The sequence below is a fragment of the Acinetobacter sp. RUH 2624 genome, from assembly GCF_000162375.2.
In the GTDB taxonomy this organism is placed as follows: Bacteria; Pseudomonadota; Gammaproteobacteria; order Pseudomonadales; family Moraxellaceae; genus Acinetobacter; species Acinetobacter nosocomialis.
This window is the reverse complement of the sequence record NZ_KI391939.1, coordinates 385,257-406,880: the sequence shown is the minus strand read 5'-3', so window position 1 is coordinate 406,880 and position 21,624 is coordinate 385,257. Positions and strand designations below refer to the sequence as shown.

At 41.0% G+C, this 21,624-nt stretch carries 18 protein-coding genes and 1 pseudogene; 12 read left to right on the top strand and 7 right to left on the bottom strand.

The window, feature by feature from the left end:
• Nucleotides 1-190 precede the first annotated feature (190 nt).
• Nucleotides 191-1,471: an OprD family outer membrane porin gene (locus HMPREF0014_RS08585; RefSeq protein WP_004888076.1), complete on the bottom strand. Its 1,281-nt coding sequence runs from the start codon at nt 1,469-1,471 to the stop codon at nt 191-193.
• A 31-nt stretch (nt 1,472-1,502) separates the two neighbouring features.
• Nucleotides 1,503-2,849, bottom strand: coding sequence for an MFS transporter (locus HMPREF0014_RS08580; protein ID WP_004888078.1), 1,347 nt, complete (start codon nt 2,847-2,849; stop codon nt 1,503-1,505).
• A 492-nt stretch (nt 2,850-3,341) separates the two neighbouring features.
• Between HMPREF0014_RS08580 and HMPREF0014_RS08575 the strand changes: the two genes are divergently transcribed.
• A complete protein-coding gene (locus HMPREF0014_RS08575; protein WP_004888080.1) occupies nt 3,342-4,418 on the top strand; it encodes an aromatic ring-hydroxylating dioxygenase subunit alpha in 1,077 nt (358 codons plus the stop codon).
• Nucleotides 4,419-4,430: 12 nt separating this feature from the next.
• Entirely contained in the window at nt 4,431-5,375 is a 945-nt protein-coding gene (locus HMPREF0014_RS08570) for a PDR/VanB family oxidoreductase (RefSeq protein WP_004888083.1), read from the top strand.
• A 43-nt stretch (nt 5,376-5,418) separates the two neighbouring features.
• On the opposite strand, the gene HMPREF0014_RS08565 is transcribed toward HMPREF0014_RS08570, so the two are convergent.
• The 3 genes from HMPREF0014_RS08565 to mhpT all read right to left on the bottom strand — a co-directional run bounded on the left by HMPREF0014_RS08565 (nt 5,419) and on the right by mhpT (nt 7,979).
• The gene (locus HMPREF0014_RS08565) at nt 5,419-6,111 is read right to left on the bottom strand and encodes a GntR family transcriptional regulator (protein WP_079377001.1); all 693 of its coding nucleotides are present in this window, start codon (nt 6,109-6,111) and stop codon (nt 5,419-5,421) included.
• Between the two features lie 106 nt (nt 6,112-6,217).
• Nucleotides 6,218-6,676, bottom strand: coding sequence for a MarR family transcriptional regulator (locus tag HMPREF0014_RS08560; protein ID WP_004888086.1), 459 nt, complete (start codon nt 6,674-6,676; stop codon nt 6,218-6,220).
• A 70-nt stretch (nt 6,677-6,746) separates the two neighbouring features.
• Nucleotides 6,747-7,979 (bottom strand): 3-(3-hydroxy-phenyl)propionate transporter MhpT, encoded by a 1,233-nt coding sequence (mhpT, locus tag HMPREF0014_RS08555; protein WP_000411717.1) that lies wholly within the window; start codon nt 7,977-7,979, stop codon nt 6,747-6,749.
• A gap of 247 nt (nt 7,980-8,226) precedes the next feature.
• On the opposite strand from mhpT, the gene HMPREF0014_RS08550 reads away from it, so the two are divergent.
• The 8 genes from HMPREF0014_RS08550 (at nt 8,227) to HMPREF0014_RS08515 (ending at nt 18,363) form a co-directional block, all read left to right on the top strand.
• Entirely contained in the window at nt 8,227-9,066 is an 840-nt protein-coding gene (locus tag HMPREF0014_RS08550) for a p-hydroxycinnamoyl CoA hydratase/lyase (protein WP_002040868.1), read from the top strand.
• A gap of 37 nt (nt 9,067-9,103) precedes the next feature.
• On the top strand, nt 9,104-10,555 hold the full coding sequence (locus HMPREF0014_RS08545) for an aldehyde dehydrogenase (protein WP_004888087.1): 1,452 nt from the start codon (nt 9,104-9,106) through the stop codon (nt 10,553-10,555).
• Between the two features lie 82 nt (nt 10,556-10,637).
• Entirely contained in the window at nt 10,638-12,524 is a 1,887-nt protein-coding gene (locus HMPREF0014_RS08540; RefSeq protein ID WP_170318184.1) for a feruloyl-CoA synthase, read from the top strand.
• Nucleotides 12,525-12,598: 74 nt separating this feature from the next.
• Nucleotides 12,599-13,738: an acyl-CoA dehydrogenase family protein gene (locus HMPREF0014_RS08535; protein WP_004888089.1), complete on the top strand. Its 1,140-nt coding sequence runs from the start codon at nt 12,599-12,601 to the stop codon at nt 13,736-13,738.
• An 81-nt stretch (nt 13,739-13,819) separates the two neighbouring features.
• Nucleotides 13,820-15,070 carry an OprD family porin gene (locus tag HMPREF0014_RS08530; protein WP_006580747.1) on the top strand — a complete coding sequence of 417 codons (1,251 nt, stop codon included), beginning with the start codon at nt 13,820-13,822 and terminating at the stop codon, nt 15,068-15,070.
• A 79-nt stretch (nt 15,071-15,149) separates the two neighbouring features.
• Nucleotides 15,150-15,539, top strand: coding sequence for a PaaI family thioesterase (locus HMPREF0014_RS08525; protein ID WP_004888091.1), 390 nt, complete (start codon nt 15,150-15,152; stop codon nt 15,537-15,539).
• Nucleotides 15,540-15,572: 33 nt separating this feature from the next.
• Nucleotides 15,573-17,324, top strand: a complete 1,752-nt coding sequence (locus HMPREF0014_RS08520; protein ID WP_004888092.1) for a tannase/feruloyl esterase family alpha/beta hydrolase — start codon at nt 15,573-15,575, stop codon at nt 17,322-17,324.
• A 142-nt stretch (nt 17,325-17,466) separates the two neighbouring features.
• On the top strand, nt 17,467-18,363 hold the full coding sequence (locus tag HMPREF0014_RS08515; protein WP_004888093.1) for a DMT family transporter: 897 nt from the start codon (nt 17,467-17,469) through the stop codon (nt 18,361-18,363).
• A 15-nt stretch (nt 18,364-18,378) separates the two neighbouring features.
• Here the strand turns inward: HMPREF0014_RS08515 and HMPREF0014_RS08510 are convergent, their stop codons facing one another.
• Nucleotides 18,379-19,449, bottom strand: a complete 1,071-nt coding sequence (locus HMPREF0014_RS08510; RefSeq protein ID WP_004888095.1) for an AraC family transcriptional regulator — start codon at nt 19,447-19,449, stop codon at nt 18,379-18,381.
• A gap of 129 nt (nt 19,450-19,578) precedes the next feature.
• Here HMPREF0014_RS08510 and HMPREF0014_RS08505 point away from each other — a divergent pair, with 129 nt between their 5' ends.
• A complete protein-coding gene (locus HMPREF0014_RS08505) occupies nt 19,579-21,039 on the top strand; it encodes a coniferyl aldehyde dehydrogenase (protein ID WP_004888096.1) in 1,461 nt (486 codons plus the stop codon).
• Between the two features lie 71 nt (nt 21,040-21,110).
• On the opposite strand, the pseudogene HMPREF0014_RS08500 reads toward HMPREF0014_RS08505, so the two are convergent.
• A pseudogene (locus HMPREF0014_RS08500) lies at nt 21,111-21,398 on the bottom strand (amino acid transporter); the annotation flags it as partial.
• A gap of 53 nt (nt 21,399-21,451) precedes the next feature.
• Here HMPREF0014_RS08500 and HMPREF0014_RS25260 point away from each other — a divergent pair.
• Nucleotides 21,452-21,624, top strand: a 173-nt coding sequence (locus HMPREF0014_RS25260; protein ID WP_020992196.1) for a transposase, incomplete at its 3' end; no start/stop codon positions are given.

Sequence of the window (21,624 nt, the reverse complement as noted above, 5' to 3'; positions counted from 1 at the left end):
AAGCCGAATCACAGCGAAGAAATTGACTTAAAAAAATGAGAGATTAAAGCCATGTGTTTAATGAACAACTCAATGGGCTTTAATAAGATTGGCGGTATTATAGAGTGATTTTGTGAAGTTGATAACTAAAGTTAAAACATTGATGGTCACAATGTTTTAACTTGTCTTGAATTTAGTTAAATATTAACCATTAAAATTTAAAGGTGTAATCAACATTCAAACGCGTTTCATTTGCCGAGTGGAAGGTCATATTCGTTGGCATATCATTACGGTAGTGAGAAAAGCGGGCCCGCACTCCTAAGCCTTTTAATTTACCTTCAGGAATTTTATAGCCCAAATCAAACTCCATCGACTCTTCTTTAAAACGCTGATCACCATATTGCAGCAAATCAATATCTTCACCTTTGGCATAACGGGTCATAAAGCGCAGTCCATTCAATGAAACATCCCCCATCCGCGCATTTTTAAAGTCATATTCATAACGAATCGAATAGACTTTTTCATCTTTATTTGAGTAGTCCGAACTCATAAAATCAAGCACAACTGGACTTTCTGTTCCCGACAAAAATGGCAAACCAGTCGAACCAAATGACTGCATATAACCCAAAGAAACCGTATGATTTTGATAGTTCAAACCAAATAGGCCGCTAATATGACGGTTATCAACCTCTCCTATTTTTTTACTTCCAGTTTCCTCACTATTAAAAAACCGCACGTCACTTAAAAAATTAAGCTGGTCATTTAAAGGCTGCTTTCCGTTAAAACCCAAAAATTGTTGCTGATAAATATCTTTGAGTTCAGCATGGTAAGCCCGTAAACGATAGTCTTTTAACTGATAACTTCCACCTAAAGTATAAAACGAGTCAGTGGTGGCAGCTTTGTCAAATCGATGGTTGATATTGTCTGTTCCAACATCGGTATAACGAATGGAATCGCGCTGCCGCACTTCGTCGACATAAAAACCTTCGAGTTGAAGATTTGGAATTTCATTTGAAACAAAGCGAATACCGCGATAAGTCTGAGGGAACAAACGCGCTGGTGATGAAAATATGGTTGGCAATTGTGGAACCAAATCGCCCACAAAAAGCTCATTTTTTCTAAATTTAGCCTTCGCTGTAATGCCTATTTTTCCATAATAATCATCACGTGAGTTATCGGTATTCACTGGGAGTAAGCCACTACGTGCATAGTCATCTGCCCGATTTCCCATTAGGTTAAAACCCGCCATTGCAAGTACATCAACACCGAACCCAACTGTCCCTTCGGTATAACCCGACTGTCCTTTAAAAATTAAACCCTGTGCCCAATCTCTAGCTGCGGTATACGGATATGGGTCTTTTTTATAGTCTCGGTCAAAGTAAAAATTACGCAGTGTCAGCTCAGCTTTACTGTCTGCTATAAACTCGGCATGCACAACTTGACTAAATAATGGGCACAAGCATACCCCCACCCATAATGGTGTCTTTTTCATTTTTTAACTCAACTATTTAATTTTTAGTGGATTAAGGTGCTGTTTTAAGTGAGAAGTTTTGCTCTTTTTGACTGCGGTAAAAAGCGCTACCCAAACTCAAAATCAGGAAAATAGCCAAAATAAACACCACACCGTAATAGGCATACAGCGTTGCAGGTGCAATACCTTTATCTAAGAAAATGCCTGCGACCGTTGGCGATAAAATTGCCCCAATCCGACCAAAACCAATGGCATAACCCACGCCGCGACTACGGATTTCAGCATCATAAATTGTTGGAGAAATAGAATATAAACCTGCCACACAACCGTTAATGAGGGTGCCAAGTAATAAACCGACTATGAGTGCAATGCTGACTTGAGATGAGACAGCAACAAATAGGAAAACACATGCCGAGGTTAGCCCTAAAAACAGACTTAAGGCATAAAAGACTTTCATGCGCGATGCCAATAAACCAATAATGGCCGCCCCGAAAATACCGCCAATACTAATTAAAATGCCGGTACTTACACCTTGTTCAGGCGACATTCCCATTGAAATCAGAATTTTTGGTGTCCAGCTCATGACAAAGTAAAAGCCAAACATCACTAAAAAGAATGCAAACCAAAGACAAAGTGTCTGCAACCCCTGCTGCCCTGAAAATAATTTACCAATATCACCTGTATTTTTTTGATTATTCTGGCCGTAATAAGGTAAAGCTTTTAAAGCAGTTAACCCCATACGATTTACTGTTGCGTTAATACGTTCTAATGCCTGTTTTGGTCTTTTTGCCAACAAATAATCTAAAGATTCAGGTAATAACCAGGCACTAATCAGCAACATCACTATGGTTGTGATCCCCCCTGCCAAAAAGATTGAACGCCAACCTAAATGCTCAATCAAGGCCAGTGAGAGTACTCCGCCTAGTGTCGCACCAATGCCATAACCTGTAGACATTAAGCTCACTGCGAGACTGCGCCAGCGTGCATTGGCATACTCACTTGCCAAGACATTACTACTCGCAAGAATCCCGCCTACCCCAATTCCGGTAATAAACCGAAGTGCTGCCAACATGCCATGACTTTGCACCAAAGCACAGCACAACATGCTAAGACCTGCAATCACTAAACAAACCAAGATAAGTAAACGGCGACCGATTTTATCGGCTAAAGGCGCAAGAAAAATTGAACCGGCAGCCATCCCAAAAAGACCTGAACTCAGCAATAAGCCAATTTGTGCCCCTGAAAGTGACCATTCTGCTGACACTGATGGAGCAGTAAATGCCATTACCATCACGTCAAAGCCATCAATAATATTGAGACAAATACAGATCAAAATGATGAACCATTGATAACGGCTCATATTATTTTGATTGATCTCACTTAGAACATCTCTTTCCATTTATGCATCTCCCAATGTGGATAAGAGATACACACGACATTGCTAATATGAGCGATTGGGTGGTTATGCATATCCGTATCCATCATGACCTAGAGGAATATTTGTTTTTTGGAGCATCCTGCTCTTTTTCTATACTGAATATTTGGATCCAAAAAATCAACAATATTTTTAAAATTTAATAACCATCAAATTAAATAGCTGAAAAATATAAGTATAATTTATTTAAAATTACAAATGTGGATCCATAAAAATTTATCTATTTTCAATTTTACAACTCAAAGGATTTCTCCTTATCCCTCTTTTAACCCAATAAATATGGATCCAAATTAAACTTCAATGACCAAAACTTTTAAAAAATAAAAAAAATCTGAATTAATATTAAAGATATAAACAATCAAGGAAAGTAATGTAAAAAAAGATCCTGTTTATCAATTGACCAATATTTTTATTTACTATAAATTGGATCCAATAAGTGATAAGGAGTCGTCACAAATGTTTATTAAAAATGCATGGTATGTAGCTTGCCGTCCAGAAGAAATCCAAGATAAACCATTAGGTCGCACCATCTGTGGTGAAAAAATCGTTTTTTATCGTGCTAAAGAAAACCAAGTTGCAGCTGTTGAAGATTTTTGTCCGCATCGTGGTGCCCCACTCTCACTGGGATATGTCGAAGATGGCAACCTCGTCTGTGGTTACCATGGCTTAGTTATGGGCTGTGACGGAAAGACCGTTTCAATGCCAGCTCAACGTGTAAACGGTTTCCCATGTAATAAAGCATATGCAGTTGTTGAAAAGTTCGGCTTTATTTGGGTATGGCCAGGTGAAAAAGCTTTAGCAGATGAAGCAAAACTGCCAACTTTAGAATGGGCAGATCATCCCGAATGGAGCTATGGCGGAGGCCTGTTTCACATTCAGTGCGACTATCGCCTAATGATCGACAACCTAATGGATTTAACCCACGAAACCTATGTTCACTCAAGCAGTATTGGGCAAAAAGAAATTGATGAAGCCCTGCCTGTGACTAAAGTTGACGGTGACCATGTCATAACCGAACGCTATATGGAAAATGTGATCGCACCTCCATTTTGGCAAATGGCCCTTCGCGGCAATCATTTGGCAGATGATGTACCTGTTGACCGTTGGCAACGTTGCCACTTCTTTGCGCCAAGTAATGTTCACATTGAAGTAGGTGTCGCACATGCTGGACAGGGTGGTTATCACGCACCAAGTGACAAAAAAGTTTCCTCAATCGTGGTCGATTTTATTACGCCGGAAACTGAAACATCACATTGGTATTTCTGGGGAATGGCACGCAACTTCCAGCCAGATAATGCTGAACTCACCGATCAAATTCGTGAAGGCCAAGGCAAAATCTTTACTGAAGATTTAGAAATGTTGGAGCAACAGCAACAAAACATTTTAAATAATCCACATCGCAAATTACTGATGCTCAATATCGATGCAGGCGGTGTCCAGTCCCGTAAGGTCATTGACCGACTACTTGCCGAAGAAAATAAAACACCTCCTGAAACATTCACACAGAAGTTTCCAAACATTCGGATTATTTAAAGGAGCATGGACATGGACGTTATTATTCAAAAAATTCACCAGCTCACCCCGACTATTCGTGCGTTTGAATTGGTTGCAGCAAATGGTACGGAGCTGCCGAGTTTTGAAGCAGGTGCACATATTGATGTGCATCTGAAAAATGGCCTCACTCGTCAATATTCACTTTCAAATTGCTGTAGTGAAAAGCATCGTTATGTGATTGGTGTTTTACATGATGCCAATTCACGCGGTGGCTCACGTTGCATTCACACCGAATATCGTGAAGGCGATCATTTAAAAATTGGTGAACCTCGTAATTTATTTGAAATTCACCCTCAAACCAAACAAGCGGTTTTATTTGCGGGTGGTATTGGTATTACCCCTATTTTGTCGATGGCGTATCGGCTTAAGTCGGCCAATACTCCTTTCGAATTGCACTACTTTGTTCGTAGTCATGAAATGATTGCCTTTTATGGCAATTTAACCGAGCACTTTAGTGACCAAGTCCATTTTCATATTCAAGACCAACCTAACACCGAATGTAATATGGCAGAGGTTTTGGGCCAAGCTTCACCTGATAAACACTTATATGTGTGTGGGCCTACAGGATTTATGCAGTTTGTCATGAATTCTGCCGAGCAAGCGGGTTGGCATAGCGAACAGTTACATCAAGAGCATTTTGTCGCGCAAAAGGTAGATGCATCTAACGATGAAGCTTTTACTATCGAAGTGAAAGGTACGGGCCGCCAAATTGAAGTATTACCAGAGCAGACTGCAACAGAAGCATTAATTGCGAATGGTTTTGATATTCCTGTTTCATGTGAGCAAGGTATTTGCGGCACATGTATTACTCGCGTTGTAGAAGGTACGCCAGATCATCGGGATCTATTTATGACCGATGAAGAACATGCTTTAAATGATCAGTTTACGCCCTGCTGTTCTCGTGCAAAAACTAAACATCTTGTGATTGAGCTTTAATACCTCAGTTCCTTTATTCAAAAATAAAGGAACTTCTTTTACCTTAAGCGCTGAGAATATTTCTTAGGGTTTCACCTAAAATTACCACACTACTGTGTTCACGCATTAATGTTTCAGCACGCCCTGCCTGACGATTTACCAATGCATCGAAAATCGAACAATGCTGCAAATGTGCATAGTGCAAACGGCGATATTCTGACAAAGCTTGGTTCTGGTCATAAGTAATGGCTTGAGCAGAAGCCATCGGCAATTGATTGTTTTTAGCCAACGCTTGGATGAGCGCAACGTTTTGCGCGCCTTCAATAATCGTGTCATGAAAGATGACATTAAAATGATGATAACGTTCTAGTTCAGCATCACCAAACTCGTCCTTTTCATTAAAGAGTTTTTCAGTTTCCTGAATGCAATGTTGCAACGTCTTTTTCTGCTCTTCGCTTAAACCTTGTTCTGCCAAAGTTTTCGCAGCCAATCCTTCCAGTACCCCTCGCACTTCAAGTGCGTCATGCACCAGTTTTCCGGAAATTTCACGAACCGTGTAACCACGAGTTGGGTTTTTAATGAGGAGACCTTCTTGTTCGAGCAACCGAAAGGCTATACGAACAGGCTGGCGCGAAACACCAAGTAACTCGGCAGTAGGAATCTCGGCAATTCTGGCACCGCCTTCAAGTTCCCCTGAAATAATCATTTTTCTTAGTTTTAGTAAAACTTGTTGTCCTGAAGACATTCGTTGCCACACATCATCAAAAACGTCACTTCGATGCTAGCAAGTTCATTTGCAAAATGAAATCAATTTTCTGTGTGAATCAGTACTTAGCAATTTATCTCAACCTAAACAAATACACTTATTTAAAATTTTTAAGATTATTGACCATAATATCGAGATTATTACGAATTAAATAAGCCAGGTTAATATCAATACCTTCAAGCATTTTTTCTTCGACTTTTAAAACCACTTCATTGCATTTGTTTAACTTTTCAATCCCGCTTTCGGTCAAGGTAATTAAAATACGTCGGCCATGTGTCGGATCCGGCTTTTTCTCAATCCAGCCATTCACCAGTAAATCTTGCAAAATTTTATTGGCAGATTGCGGCTTTATGAAAGAACGCTCAGCAAGTTTGGCATTGGATACATTACTTTTTGAAGCTAAAACAGAAAGTGCGGTAAATTGCGGTAAGGTAATTTCAAGCTCTTTTAAATGTTCTGTTAAATGTTTACTAATAATTCGGTCAACACGAGCAATCATGTAACTTAACTTAGGCTCATCTTCTACTTTTTTTTGAACTAAATTCGAACGTACCATAACCTTTCAATCATCATAAGAAAATCTGTAGTGAAAGTATGAGGTTCTAACCCCATACTTTCGTTAAAACTTAGCGAGCACCTGAGCTTTGTACTAAATGTACAGGCTGTTTAGGTTTTTTGACAAGAAGTAATGCAGAGATCGCTGCAATTAAAATCACTGGAATACTTGAACCAATCACAATGGTCGAGCTTTGTCCAAGTGAGAGTAAAAAACCAGCCATTAAAGGCCCTGCAAATGAACCAATACGCCCGATTGCAACCGCTGCGCCAACTCCGGTTCCACGCATTTCGGTTGGATAATACATGGCAGCCAAACCATACAATGCCGATTGTCCACCCACAATGAATAAACCACAACCCACTGCCGAAAGTGCAAGTAAAGCCACGGTCGGAGAAATTGCTAAACAACACAGCGAAAATAAAATGCCGAGATAAATCAGCTTAATCACAAAACTCATGCGTAATTTATCAAGCAATACACCCATCAGAACCGAACCTAAAATTCCACCAACGTTGTAGCCCATCTGTACATAGTTCGCCTGTAGTTTCGATAAGCCTTGCGCACCCATCAGCAACGGCAACCAGTTCAACAAAAAGTACAACACCACCAATGTGCAGAAAAAACTTATCCAAAGCTGAATGGTCGACATACGACGTTCTTTGGCAAATAAAACTTCAAAGAATGGCGTGGTTTGCTGTGCTTGAACTTTACGTTGCAGATAATCATTTGACTCAGGTAAAAAGCGCATAATCAGTGGGATTAGTAAAATAGGTGCAATCCCTCCGATATAGAAAATATGACGCCACTCTGCATCGCCTGCCAACGACATAGCAACGACGGAAGTGAGTAAGCCACCAAAAGGAATGCCACTATACATCACACTAACCGCAGTACCTTTGTGCTGGTCAGGTACGGCTTCAGAGGCAAGCGTAATCATCATGGGTAGTGCCCCACCCATTCCTAAACCAGTACAAAAACGAATGAGTAGTAACAGACTAAAATTGGCCGCATAGGCGGTTAGCAAAGACATAATTCCAAAAAGTAAGATACTAAAAATCAGAATTTTCTTACGCCCGACAATATCGGCAAACCGACCACCTAATATTGCGCCTGGGAGTGTTCCCAAAATTGCAGCACTAAATGCCCACGCCATCTGGGCATTATCCAACATAAACTCAGCCCGCATTCGTGGAGCGGCTACCCCCATTGATTGAAGATCAAAGCCTTCAAAAATTGCTATGGCAAAGCACAGTAGCAATGTGATTTTTGCCCTTGAAGGCTGTCCTGATATTTTTTCCATTGTGTTGTCCTTTATTGACTAGTCGTTCCATTTAGCCCTTTGTGTATTATTTTTAAACACACCAAAAATATCAGTTAAACTTATTAAAAAATCAACACATTTTTATTTAAAATTAATTTTTAAAATAATTAATATTTAAAATACAACAAATTATAAAATATTTATGAAATTTTCCAAAAAAGACTTTAATGTAAGTTTAACTGATATTAGATTAAATCCCAGAACAGCAAAAAATCATTCAAGGAGTATGAAGATGAGTTATGAAAACCGCTGGGAAACAGTAGATGTTAAAGTTGAAGATGGAATTGCATGGGTCACTTTAAACCGCCCTGAAAAGAAAAATGCCATGAGCCCAACCCTCAATCGTGAAATGATTGATGTGCTTGAAACACTAGAGCTTGATCAAAATGCCAAGGTTTTGGTTCTGACCGGTGCAGGTGACTCTTGGACAGCGGGTATGGATTTGAAGGAATATTTCCGTGAAGTCGACACTCAACCAGAAATTTTCCAAGAGCGTATTCGTCGTGACTCATGTCGCTGGCAGTGGCAACTTCTTCGTATGTATTCAAAACCAACGATTGCTATGGTTAACGGCTGGTGTTTCGGAGGCGGTTTCTCACCTTTAGTGGCGTGTGACCTAGCAATTGCAGCAGATGAAGCAACTTTCGGTTTATCTGAAATTAACTGGGGTATCCCACCGGGCAACCTTGTAAGCAAAGCAATGGCAGATACCGTAGGTCATCGTGCATCTTTGTATTACATCATGACGGGTAAAACTTTTAGCGGTAAAGAAGCCGAAACCATGGGCCTTGTGAACAAAAGTGTACCGCTTGCCCAATTAAAAGCAGAAGTAACTGAACTTGCAAATTGCTTACTCGAGAAAAACCCTGTGGTTCTTCGTACTGCTAAAAATGGCTTTAAGCGTTGCCGTGAACTGACATGGGACCAAAACGAAGATTACTTATATGCCAAGCTTGATCAATGTATCCACCGAGATACCGAGAATGGTCGCCAAGAAGGTTTGAAACAATTCTTAGATGAAAAATCAATTAAACCGGGTTTACAGAGTTATAAACGTACTGGTTAACTTTTGATTCTTTAATGGCAATGTAAGGACGCAACCCATGCAAAATGTACAGTTACTTATTCACGGTCAATCTGTTGATGCATCAAATCAGGCAACTTTTGAGCGTATTAGTCCAATTGATGGAACGGTGGCAACTAAAGCTGCTGCTGCAACACTCGAAGATGTTGATCGTGCAATCGATTCAGCGCAGCAAGCTTTTAAAGTATGGTCGAAACTCTCGCCTACCGAGCGCCGTTTACGCTTATTAAAAGCAGCCGATTTAATGGACCAAAAAACCGAGCAATTCATTCAAACTGGAATGCAAGAAACAGGTTCAACTGCAACATGGTATGGGTTTAACGTTCACCTTGCTGCCAACATGTTACGTGAAGCAGCAGCAATGACCACACAAATTGACGGAAGCCTGATTCCGTCAGATGTGCCGGGCAATCTTGCAATGGGTGTACGGGTTCCTTGCGGTGTCATTGTTGGCATTGCACCTTGGAATGCGCCTGTGATTTTGGCAACACGTGCGCTTGCCATGCCTTTGGCTTGTGGTAACACCGTTGTATTAAAAGCATCGGAAGCCTGCCCTGCAACACATCGTCTCATTGGTGAAGTGTTACATGAAGCAGGACTGGGTGAAGGTGTCGTGAATGTGATTACACATGCCGCCGAAGATGCCCCACAAATCGTGGAGCGCTTAGTGTCTCATCCAGCTGTGAAACGCATTAATTTTACCGGTTCAACCAAAGTCGGCAAAATTATTGCCGAGACTGCTGCTAAATATTTAAAACCTGTTTTGCTTGAACTTGGTGGTAAAGCCCCTGTTGTGGTTTTAAATGAGGCTGATATTAATGAAGCTGTAAATGCAGTCGCTTTTGGAGCATTCTTTAATCAGGGGCAAATTTGTATGTCGACCGAACGTGTTTTGGTTCAAGACAATATTGCCGACCAGTTTATTGAAAAACTGATTGAGAAAACCCGTTCCATTCGGGCAGGTAATCCAACCTCAAAAGACAATGTACTCGGTGTTTTAGAAAGTCGCCGCGCTGCAAACCGTATTCAACATTTGCTTGAAGATGCTCAAAACAAAGGGGCTGACTTACCTTTAGGTATCCATATTGAAGACACCACCATGCAACCGACGTTAGTGCTCAATATTAAACCTGACATGCTGCTTTACCGCGAAGAATCATTTGGCCCTGTATGCACAGTTCAACGTTTTTCAAGTATTGAAGAAGGTGTAGCACTGGCAAATGACAGCGAGTTCGGCCTTTCTTCAGCAGTGTTTAGCCAGAATATTTCACAGGCATTAGAAGTGGCTAAACAGATTGATTCGGGTATTTGTCATATTAACGGCGCAACCGTACATGACGAAGCTCAAATGCCATTTGGCGGAACAAAATCAAGTGGATACGGACGATTTGGTAGTAAAGCATCTATTGCCGAGTTTACCGATTTACGCTGGATTACCATTCAAACCCAATCACGTCATTACCCGATTTAGTCAGGCTAATGCGAATACCGACATATTAAATAAAAATTGTATGATGCAAAAAAATAAAGCGCAGTGATGCGCTTTCCATGGAGTGAAAGAAATGCAAATGAATGCCACTCAATCACAAGACCGCGAACGGTTCGTAAAATTAGGGCAACACGATATTCATTATCACTATAAAGATCAAACGCTCTATATCAGCCCAAAAGAGCAATTAAAACCGTATCCACAAAAACTGACAGATCGATTAATTCATTTTGCACAAACCAAACCCGACCATATTTTTGCAGCAAAACGCAATGCTCAAGGTGAATGGGTCAAACTAAGTTATGCAGAAGTTCTACAACGCGCATGGCACATTGCTCAAGCTTTGCATGACCGTAATTTAAGCCAAGAACGACCACTGGTTATTTTAAGTGGCAATGACCTCGAACATTTAACACTTTCTATGGGTGCCATGTTGGCGGGTGTGCCTTTCTCTGCTATTTCCCCTGCCTACTCTCTGATTTCTCAAGACTTTGGCAAACTCAAACATGTATTTGAAGTGCTAACACCTGGTATGGTTTATGCCAGCGATGGTCAGGCCTTTGCCAAAGCCATTCAAGCGTGTATTACATCCGACATTGAAGTGGTAACCAATAAAGGTATTGTAGGCGATCAGATCTGCACGTCTTTTCAGTCGCTGTTAGATACGCCAGTTTCAAATGTACAAGAGTTTTATCAAACCCTTGATGAAAACCAGATTGCCAAATTTCTGTTTACATCAGGTTCAACCAAATTGCCTAAAGCTGTACCGACCACGCATTTAATGTTGTGTGTTAATCAGCAAATGTTATTACAAACTTTCCCTGAGTTTGAAGAAACGCCGCCTGTCCTACTCGACTGGCTGTCTTGGCACCACACCTTTGGCGGCAGTCACAATGTCGGCATCGCGCTCTATAATGGCGGTACGATTTACATTGATGATGGCAAACCCGTTGCAGGAAAATTTGACGAAACCATTCGTAACCTCAAAGAAATTTCTCCAACAGTTTATTTAAATGTGCCAAAAGGCTGGGAAGAACTCACTGAAGCGTTAGAAAAAGATGAAGAATTAAGAGACCGCTTTTTTGCCAAAGTTAAAATTCTATTCTTTGCAGGTGCAGCGCTTTCAGAAGCGGGCTGGAACAGACTCGATAAAATTGCTCAGCAACATTGCGGTGAAAAAATTCGCATTATGAGCGGCTTAGGCATGACTGAAACTGCACCATCTTGTGCTTTCACAACTGGTCCACGCGTGATGGCTGGCTTTATTGGTTACCCTGCTCCGGGATGCGAAATCAAGCTAGTGCCATGTGGTGACAAACTTGAGTTTTGTGTTCGTGGCAAACATGTCATGAAAGGCTATTGGCGGTTAAAGGCAGACCAGCAGAGCACTATTTTTGATGATGAAGGCTTTTTCCATACAGGCGATGCTGTTCGTTTAGTCGACATCAATGATCCAACCAAAGGACTGATGTACGATGGACGAATTGCCGAAGACTTTAAACTCAATACGGGTACTTTTGTGAATGTGGGCACACTACGCAATAAAGTACTCATTCAAGGTAACTTACTGATTCAAGATGTCTGCATTACAGGTTCAAACCTGAATGCTATTGGTTTTTTGATTTTTCCAAAATTAGAAGCGTGTGCTCAATATGCTGGCCTTAAGCTTGGTGAACATTCTGCAATAGAGATATTGCAACACCCTAAAGTCCAGCAATGGTTCCGCCAATTTTTAACGACCTTTAATAAAGATGCGACTGGCAGCTCAAATACAGTCTCAATGCTTTATTTAATGACCGAGCCACCTCAACTCGATGCAGGCGAAGTAACCGATAAAGGCAACCTCAATCAAAGCAGTATTACCAAGCGTCGTGCTGCTTTAATTGATGAACTTTATCAAAAGCAGACTGATAACCCGCTGATTATTCGGGTGCCCACCTTAAAACAATAAGCAATTGAAATAAAAAAGGAAGCTCAAACTTCGGTTTGGGCCTTAGCCTCACTTTTGCCAAAAAAAGGTTCAACATGCTACACGATACAGAATTTGAACTATTTCGGGACAGCTATCGCAGGTTCTTAAAAGAACAGGTTGCTCCGTATTATGAACAATGGGAACACGAAGGCCTCATCCCACGTGATCTATGGCTTCGTCTTGGGGAAAATGGTTTTTTGTGTGTCGATGTGCCTGAGGAATATGGCGGCTATGGCGCTCCTGTTCATTACTCCCTCATGCTGGTTCAAGAAACTGCTCAAGCTGGCTTTGCGTCTTTGGCAGTTGCCATTGGTGGGCAAAATGAGCTGGTCTCTCCTTATCTACAAAATATTGGATCTGAAGAGCAAAAACGTTATTGGCTACCCAAAATGGTGACAGGTGAAGTCGTCACTGCAATTGCCATGACAGAGGCCAATGCTGGTTCAGACTTACAGGCTATACGCACTCAGGCCATTTTAGAAAATGACCAATATCGTGTGAATGGTTCAAAAACATTTATATCAAATGGCTTGCATGCCGACCTGATTGTTCTTGTAGCAAAAACCGATCCGCAAGCCAAAGCAAAAGGCATTTCGATTTTTTTAGTGGATGCTGCATTAGACGGCGTTAAAAAAGGTCGCTCTTTACAAAAAATCGGACTCCATGCCCAAGATACAGCCGAACTATTTTTTGATGATGTTTGTGTGCCTGCAACTCAGCGTTTGGGTGAAGAAGGACAAGGCTTTGCTTATTTAATGCAAGAGTTACCGCGTGAGCGTTTAAGCATTTCCATGATGGCTTTGGGGTCGATTTTAGGCGCCATCGAACTGACCAAAGACTATGTACTGGAGCGTAAAGCTTTCGGACAACCTTTAAGTCAAATGCAAAACACACGCTTTGTGCTGGCAAACGCGCAAATCAAAGCGAAAGCCGCCCAAGCCTTTGTAGATCAATGTGCGGCGCTGTATCAACAACACCAGTTAAGCGTGACTCAAGTTGCCGCACTGAAATGCTTTATTACCGATGTCCAATGTGAAGTGATTGACCAATTACTTCAGCTTTTCGGTGGCTACGGTTACATGCAGGAATACCCGATTTCACGCTTTTTTGTAGATGCGCGGGTACAAAAAATTTATGGGGGAACCAATGAAATTATGAAGGAAATCGTGGCCCGAGAACTGCTCGGAAAATAATTCGATTTAAAAACCGAATAAGACAGACACAACAACTATGCCTTGTTGAAAACAAAAAATGTTATTTCAGGAAGAAATGCTATGTCGAAATTATGGATGTACTCTACCCTTATGCTCTCAGGCTCGGTCTGGGCTGGCAGTTTTATTGATAATAGTTCAGTAGAACTCACCACACGAAATTTTTATTTTGACCGCGACTACCAAGAACAATCCGCTTACCCTGCTGCCAAGGACTGGACACAAGGGTTTATTCTTAAAGCCAATTCAGGCTATACCGAAGGAACCGTTGGTTTTGGGCTGGATGTACTTGCAACGGCAGGCTTTAAACTGGATGCCAGCGCAAAATACGCAGGTACAGGAAACTTACCTAGAGACACGCGTACCAATGAGCCTGCTGACTCTTATGGAGAAATTGGCGTCACAGCAAAAGCTAAAATGAGCCAGACCGAGCTACGCATCGGTACATTAATGCCAATGAACCCTGTTTTAGTGGCTTCACCTGCTCGTTTGCTTCCTCAAACCTATCGAGGAATTTCACTCACCAGTAAAGATATTAAAGATTTTGATTTACAGGCAGCTTACCTCGATAAAGTGAATCATCGTGATTCGACCAACTATGAAAAAATTAAAATTTCAGGCGTAAATGGACGATTTAAAAGTGCTGAAACTGATGGGCTTTATTACTTAGGTGGAAACTATCAGTTTAATCCTGCACTAAAACTCACCGCTTTTTACATGGATGTTGATAATCTTTATAACCAAACTATGGTCGGTGCATTACACCAATATAAAATTAATGATACGTCCAATCTGAGTTCACAATTACGCTACTACCGCAGCCGAGACGACGGACAAGCAAAAGCAGGCTTAGTCGATAATGACCTTTACCATGCGCATTTCGAACTCAAACATCAAAACCATAAGTTTATTTTTGGAACTTTCCAACATCACGGCGATACCGCTTTCCCGTATTTGACTGGTGGTGAATCTGGACTCCTTATTGATACATGGCCGGGCGAGTTTTTAAACCCAAAAGAAAAGGCCTATAGCTTCCGTTATGAATATGACTTTAAAGATTTTGTACCGGGTTTACGTTTTATGACCCGTTACACCACAGGTCACAATATTTATGCACCTAACTTAGGCGGAACTAATCTAAAAGAGCGAGAAACAGACTTTGATTTAGGCTACACCGTTCAAAGTGGCTGGTTAAAAAATTTAGGTCTACGCGCGCGCTATGCCATTTATGACAACAACATGCTCTCTACAGCCAATATCAAACCTGTAAACGAAACCCGTCTCAACATCGACTACACATGGAAATTTAAATAATTCAAAACAGGAGGTTCTATTACACATAGAACCTCTTTTTATTTTCGGGAAATAAATAATTCAGCATGGACCCTTCATTATGGATCAAAAAACTTTAGAACACTTACCGCCCATTCATCACCATTTGGGTGGACACAATATCCATTGGAATGACCAAAACACTGAACTTAACATCCACTACACAGCGCTAGAAAGCTTTACCAATCCACGCGGCACCGTTGAAGGCGGCATGATCTGCGCCATGCTCGACGATGTGATGGGACTTTTTGCATTTCTCGCCAATGACCGTAAACCAGCTACTACCATTAACTTAACGATGGATTTTTTAAGGCCCTGTGCTGTGGGCGAAGTCATTACAAAATGCCGATTCATTAAACAAGGCAAAACCGTACTGAATCTCGAAAGTGAAGCTTGGCAAAACAACAAAATGATTGCACGAAGCACAGCTAATTTTCTGGTTTTAGATTAATTACGACCATTCATTCAATAAGGATATGAATAAATGAATTACACCAATAATAAACGAATTTTGACTCACTCTGCTTTAGTACTTACCATGCTTGGTTCTTTGGCAGGCTGTGGAAGTGATAATGATGACACATCGGCTCCTTCTACAAACAAACCACCACAGTTATCTCCTGCTGTTGGCGTAAAAATGACAGAAAGCTGTACGGACTTACTCGGATTTCAATACAACAATACCGTTATTAGCTCAGCTACCCTTCAAGAAGCAGGCACATTGACTGTCGCCAACAAACCGATTGGCGCTCATTGTTTGGTTAAAGGTTATATGGATCAACGGGTAAGCCCTGTTGATGGACAAACTTATCAAATTGGTTTTGAAATGCGCTTACCAATAGACTGGAACGGCCGTTTTCTCTATCAAGGCAATGGCGGAACCGATGGTAATTTAGTCCCTGCAACAGGTCAGGTTGGTAGCGGTGGCCCACTCACCAATGCCCTGCATGATGGTTTTGCGGTTATTTCCTCTGATGCCGGACATAATGCCTCACAAAATCCAATGTTCGGTTTAGACCCTCAAGCCAGAATTAACTACGGCTACGGAGCCATTACCAAACTCACGCCTATGGCAAAAAACCTAATTAAAGCCGCATATGGTAAATTGCCAGACCGCTCCTATGCAGGTGGTACATCGAACGGCGGACGTCATGCCATGATTGCAGCAACTCGTTTGGGCGACCAATATGATGGAATTTTAGCAAGTACACCAGGTTTTCACTTACCTCGTGCAGCCGCGACTCAACTCTACACCGCACAACAGCTTCGTCGTGTCGCAACAGATGAAAATGACTTAAATACCGCCCTGACCCTTTCAGAGCGTAAAGTTTTAGCAAAAGCGATTTTAGATCGATGCGATGCTTTAGACGGTGTTGCAGATGGACTGGTTCAAGACGTTGAGGCTTGCCGTACAGCTTTTGATATTCACAAAGATGTACCCGTTTGCTCAAGCACAAGAGATGGCACCTGCCTAAGCACCGAACAAATTGATGTATTAGCCAACATTTACCGTGGTCCTGCAAATTCGGCTGGACAAGCCCTTTATGCAACCCAGCCTTTCGACCCCGGTTTAGTGGGAAGCAACTGGGCAAGCTGGAAATTCGAATCTTCGGTGGGAACAGCACGTGACCCCGTTGCAGTCGGCATTCTTTTTCAGGTTCCACCAGACCCAACTGTGACTCAAAACTCTAGACAATTTGCCTTTAATTTTAACTTCGATACCGACTATCCAAAACTCTCGGCAACCAATGATGTGTATACCGAAAGTTCGATGTCATTCATGATGCCACCTGACGAACTTAATCTAGATAAACTTCGTAATCACGGTGGAAAAATGATTGTGGTACAAGGCACAGCAGATGGCGTTTTCTCTGTGGATGACACCCAAAATTGGTACGATCAACTGCTACAACACTATAAAAATGATGCGAAAGGTACAGCACTCGAATTTGCACGTTTCTTTAGAGTTCCAGGCATGAACCATACCCGTGATGGCATTGCGACCGACCAATTTGATGCATTGACTGCTTTAGTTAATTGGGTGGAATATGGGCAAGCACCTGACAAAATCATTGCGACTGCACGCGGCGCAGGTAATCCGAGTGGTCAAGTGAATACTGAACTTCCACTAGACTGGGCACCAGACCGCACTCGTCCACTTTGCCCTTACCCACTGATTGCTCGTTACAACGGTCAAGGTGATAGCGAAAAAGCTGAAAACTTTAGCTGTAAATAGCACCCTAAAAATTAAAAGAGAGCTGACCTAGGCTCTTTTTTTATTTTACTAAGTATCACTATTGAATCATTATCAAATGATATTTCATCCAATGCCTACATCGCTGCTAAGATAACACCGAAAACTAAAAACTCATTTCGTTATGCAAAATCAGACTGCTCCCAATCTCCCCTCTACACAACTTGGAAAAGCACTGCTTTGTCTTATGACATCGGCATTATTATTTTCCATTATGGGAGTGTGCATTCGTTTTGCTTCGCAAACGGTAGACAACGCGACCGTCGTGTTTTTTAGAAATGCAGTCGGCTTATTTATTTTTATTCCGATGCTCTTTAAACAGGGTCTAGATTTTATTAAAACCGATAAACTCTGGATGCACACGTGGCGAAGTCTAGTTGGGTTAGCCGCCATGTATGGTTTTTTCTATGCAATTGCGAACTTAAAACTATCAAACGCTATGGTTTTTAGTTATTCATCTCCTATCTTTATTCCACTGATTGCATGGCTTTTCTTAAAAGAAAAAATTACCAAATCGATGATTTTTGCCGCTGTGATTGGTCTCATTGGGGTTTTATTTGTCGCTAAACCCGACCAAGGTCTATTTAACGCATTATCTTTTATTGGCTTGGGCGCCTGCTTTTTATCAGCAATGGCCTTTGTCACTGTAAGAGCTTTAACCAGTACAGAGCCGCCTGAGCGTATTGTTTTTTACTTCTGTATTTTTGGTAGTTTAATTTCCTCTATTCCAATGTTCTGGCATTGGCGTATTTTCACTTGGCATGAACTAGCCCTGCTCATTGCCGCAGGACTTTTAGCAAACATTAGCCAACTGTTTATGTCTTATGCCTACAGCCTAGCCCCGGCAGGACAAATTGGCCCAATGAACTACATTGCTATTATTTTTGCAGGAATATGGGGATTTGTTTTTTGGCATGAATTACCGGATCTGTTTAGCATTATCGGTATATTTATTATTTTATTTGCCATTTTGCTCTGCAATCCATTTTTGCAGAAAAAGTTACTCTCTCGATTTAAATAACAAACAAACCTTAATCTAATTTAGGTACTGTATTCGATACTCATTTGGTGAAATGCCTGTCCAATGGCGATAGGCTTTTCGAAAGTTAGAAGTATCTGAAAAGCCAATTCTCTCAGCAATTTCATCTATGGTTAAAGTTGTCTCTCGCAAATATTCATCAGCAAGACGGCGCCGTGTTTCATCTAACAATTCTTGGTAAGTCAAATTAAACCCTGCCAAGCGTCGATGTAAAGTACGCTTTGACATATGTAAGCGTTCAGCCATTTCTTGAGCCGACGGAAAAAGCCCCGTTCCATCCAATAATATTAAACGAATCGTTTTCACAAGCTCAGGCTCTTCAAGTTCAGCAGCACCTAGCATCCGCTCACAAAACGACTTACACATATCAGCAGTAATCGGGTTAGCATTTGGGCAAGGTACATCGAGCCACTTTAAATCAAAGTGCCATTGCATGACCACAGCATTAAACTGAACGGGACAATGAAAAACTTTTTCATATTCTTCTGCATAGTCAGGCGCTGGATAGGGCAACAAAAGCTTCTTGGCTTGAAACGGTCCTTCAAGCACCCGTTCAATTAAGGTTTGCATGGAGCTAAACCAAAACTCGCACACCAAAGGCAGAAGTTTACCCAGTGCAATAATGTCCTGCCCTTCAAAAACGGCAACATCATCTCGAATATAAAAAGACTTCTTTAAAATAGGCCCTGCAAGCTTAATATGTCGAATGCCAAGCTCGACTGCTTGTCTAAAATTACGCGAAGAATATAACGCATAGCCATACACTCCAAAATCTGACAGTCGCTGCTTTTGCCCTGCGCGCAGACCAATGAGTGGATCATTTGATAGCTTTTGAATATTTTGAAATAGCTGAATTTTTTGGACTTGAGAAATATATAAAGAAGGTTGATTTATAGCATCTGGCAAAATATTTGTGCCCGATAGAACTTCTACTATTGAATGACCTTGCAAGCCCATTTCATCAAATAAACTGGTTAAACCCAGCAAATATGTATTGGCTCCTAAGGATGTATTATCATAATTTCCTTCAATAACACTATTTGCATTTTTATAAAGATTTTTAGGCATTTAACTCACACCATCCCTAGAGTGACGTGCATAATGGCACTAAACTACCTCTTGTTGTCTCAATTTAACATCGACCATACAACGCTTCAAGCATAAAGTATGATAAGCAAAAGTATGGAAGGAATAATAATGGAACAGTCCACCTTAAAAGAATATAACGGCTCTGCCACTGAACATATGGAACTTATTTTTTCCAAACAACGCGCCAATTTTGAGGCAGATCCCTACCCAAGTCTTGAGTCACGCCGCACAAAACTGCATCAGCTTAAGAAACAAATTATTCGCTATCAAGATGCTTTAGCTACCGCGATTAATGCTGACTTTAGCTCAAGATCACTCGATGAATCTAAACTTTTAGATTTGCTTGGCTCTGTGTTGGAAGCCGATCATGCCATTCATCATTTACGCCGCTGGATGCGTCCAAGTAAACGCCGTACCGAGCTTTTATTTTTATCAAATCGTTTAAGTGTGCAATACCAACCTAAAGGTGTGGTGGGTGTCATTGTTCCTTGGAACTTCCCCGTTTATTTAGCACTTGGCCCACTCATTGCCGCGTTAGCTGCGGGCAACCGAGTTATGATTAAACTGCCGGAAATTACCCCAAATACTAATGCCATGCTACGACGCATGCTTGCCGAAGTTTTCAATGAAGATGAAGTGGCGGTTTTTGGTGAAGAAATTACAGATCCTGCTAGATTTACCACTTTGCCATTTAACCATATTGTATTTACTGGCTCTCCTGCCATTGGCAAAGTCGTCATGCGAGCAGCTGCTGAAAATTTGACTCCAGTTACTCTCGAATTAGGCGGAAAATCACCAGCAATTGTAAGCCGCAATTACCCGCTCGCTGATGCTGCAAAACGTATTACCCATGGTAAAGCAACAAACAGTGGTCAAATCTGTGTAGCGCCTGACTATGCATTGGTTCCAAAAGAAAGTATTGAGGAATTTGTAGATGCTGCGAAATCAAGCTTTATAAAAATGTTTGGTCAAAACATCACAAACAATGAAAATTACACATCGATTGTAAATGACCGCCATTTAAAACGTATTCAAGATATTTTGACCGATGCACAAGCAAAAGGTGCACGTGTTATTCCTTGTGATACTTACAGCTTTGACCAACAAGGTCGCAGAATGCCTGTACAGATTGTGCTGAATTGCACGCCAGACATGCGCATTATGAAAGAAGAACTTTTTGGCCCTATTTTACCTGTGGTTGCATATGATTCTTTAGATGATGCAATTACCTACGTGAAATCGGACGAACGACCTTTAGCACTTTATTGCTTTACACATAGTTCAGTAGAACGCGACCGAATTTTACGTGAAACTCATTCAGGTGGTGTGACCATCAATGACTGGGGTTGGCATGTAGTTAACCATGACGCTCCTTTTGGGGGTATCGGCAACTCAGGTATGGGGTCATATCATGGTGAAGAAGGTTTCCGTGAACTTTCACATGCAAAAACTGTATTTATCCGTCATCGATTTTTCCCGACCCAGCTTTTCCACCCTCCTTATGGAACATTCTTGCAAAAACTGGCAATTCGCTTTTTCTTGAAAAAAGGCGATCCAAATATTAAATAATAGATTATAAAAAAAGCCTCGTAATGAGGCTTTTTATTATTTTTTAAACAAATAAAATCACTACACTTTGTTTAAATATAATCAGCCTTTTGTGCTTTTAAAATATCAAGCTGCAACATCTTTTTCTTTTTATATTTATAGGCAATAAATAAACCAATAAACCAGATTGGTGAGCATTCAAGTGCAATTAAAGTGTCGTGATCTAAAGCTAAAATGACAATAGTAAATACTAAAAACAACATAGTCATCCATGCCATAAATAAACCACCAGGCATTTTATATTTTGATTGAATATGTAATTCTGGACTTTTCTTACGATAATAAATATATGACATCACAATCAGCATAAATGTAAAAAGGCTTTGTTGCACAAAGCTATTCTTGAAGGCTTCTTCAGTAATATAATTTCCAGATGAAGAAGCCTACACCTAAAATCTATCGTACAACCAATTGGTCCTCGTATAACCAAGCTTTAATCAAGCGAGGAAATATTTCAATCTGGTTTGATCCTAAGACGCAATGGTATGCACAACCACAAGGCAAGCAAGGACGAAATCAAACTTATTCCGATACAGCGATTCAATG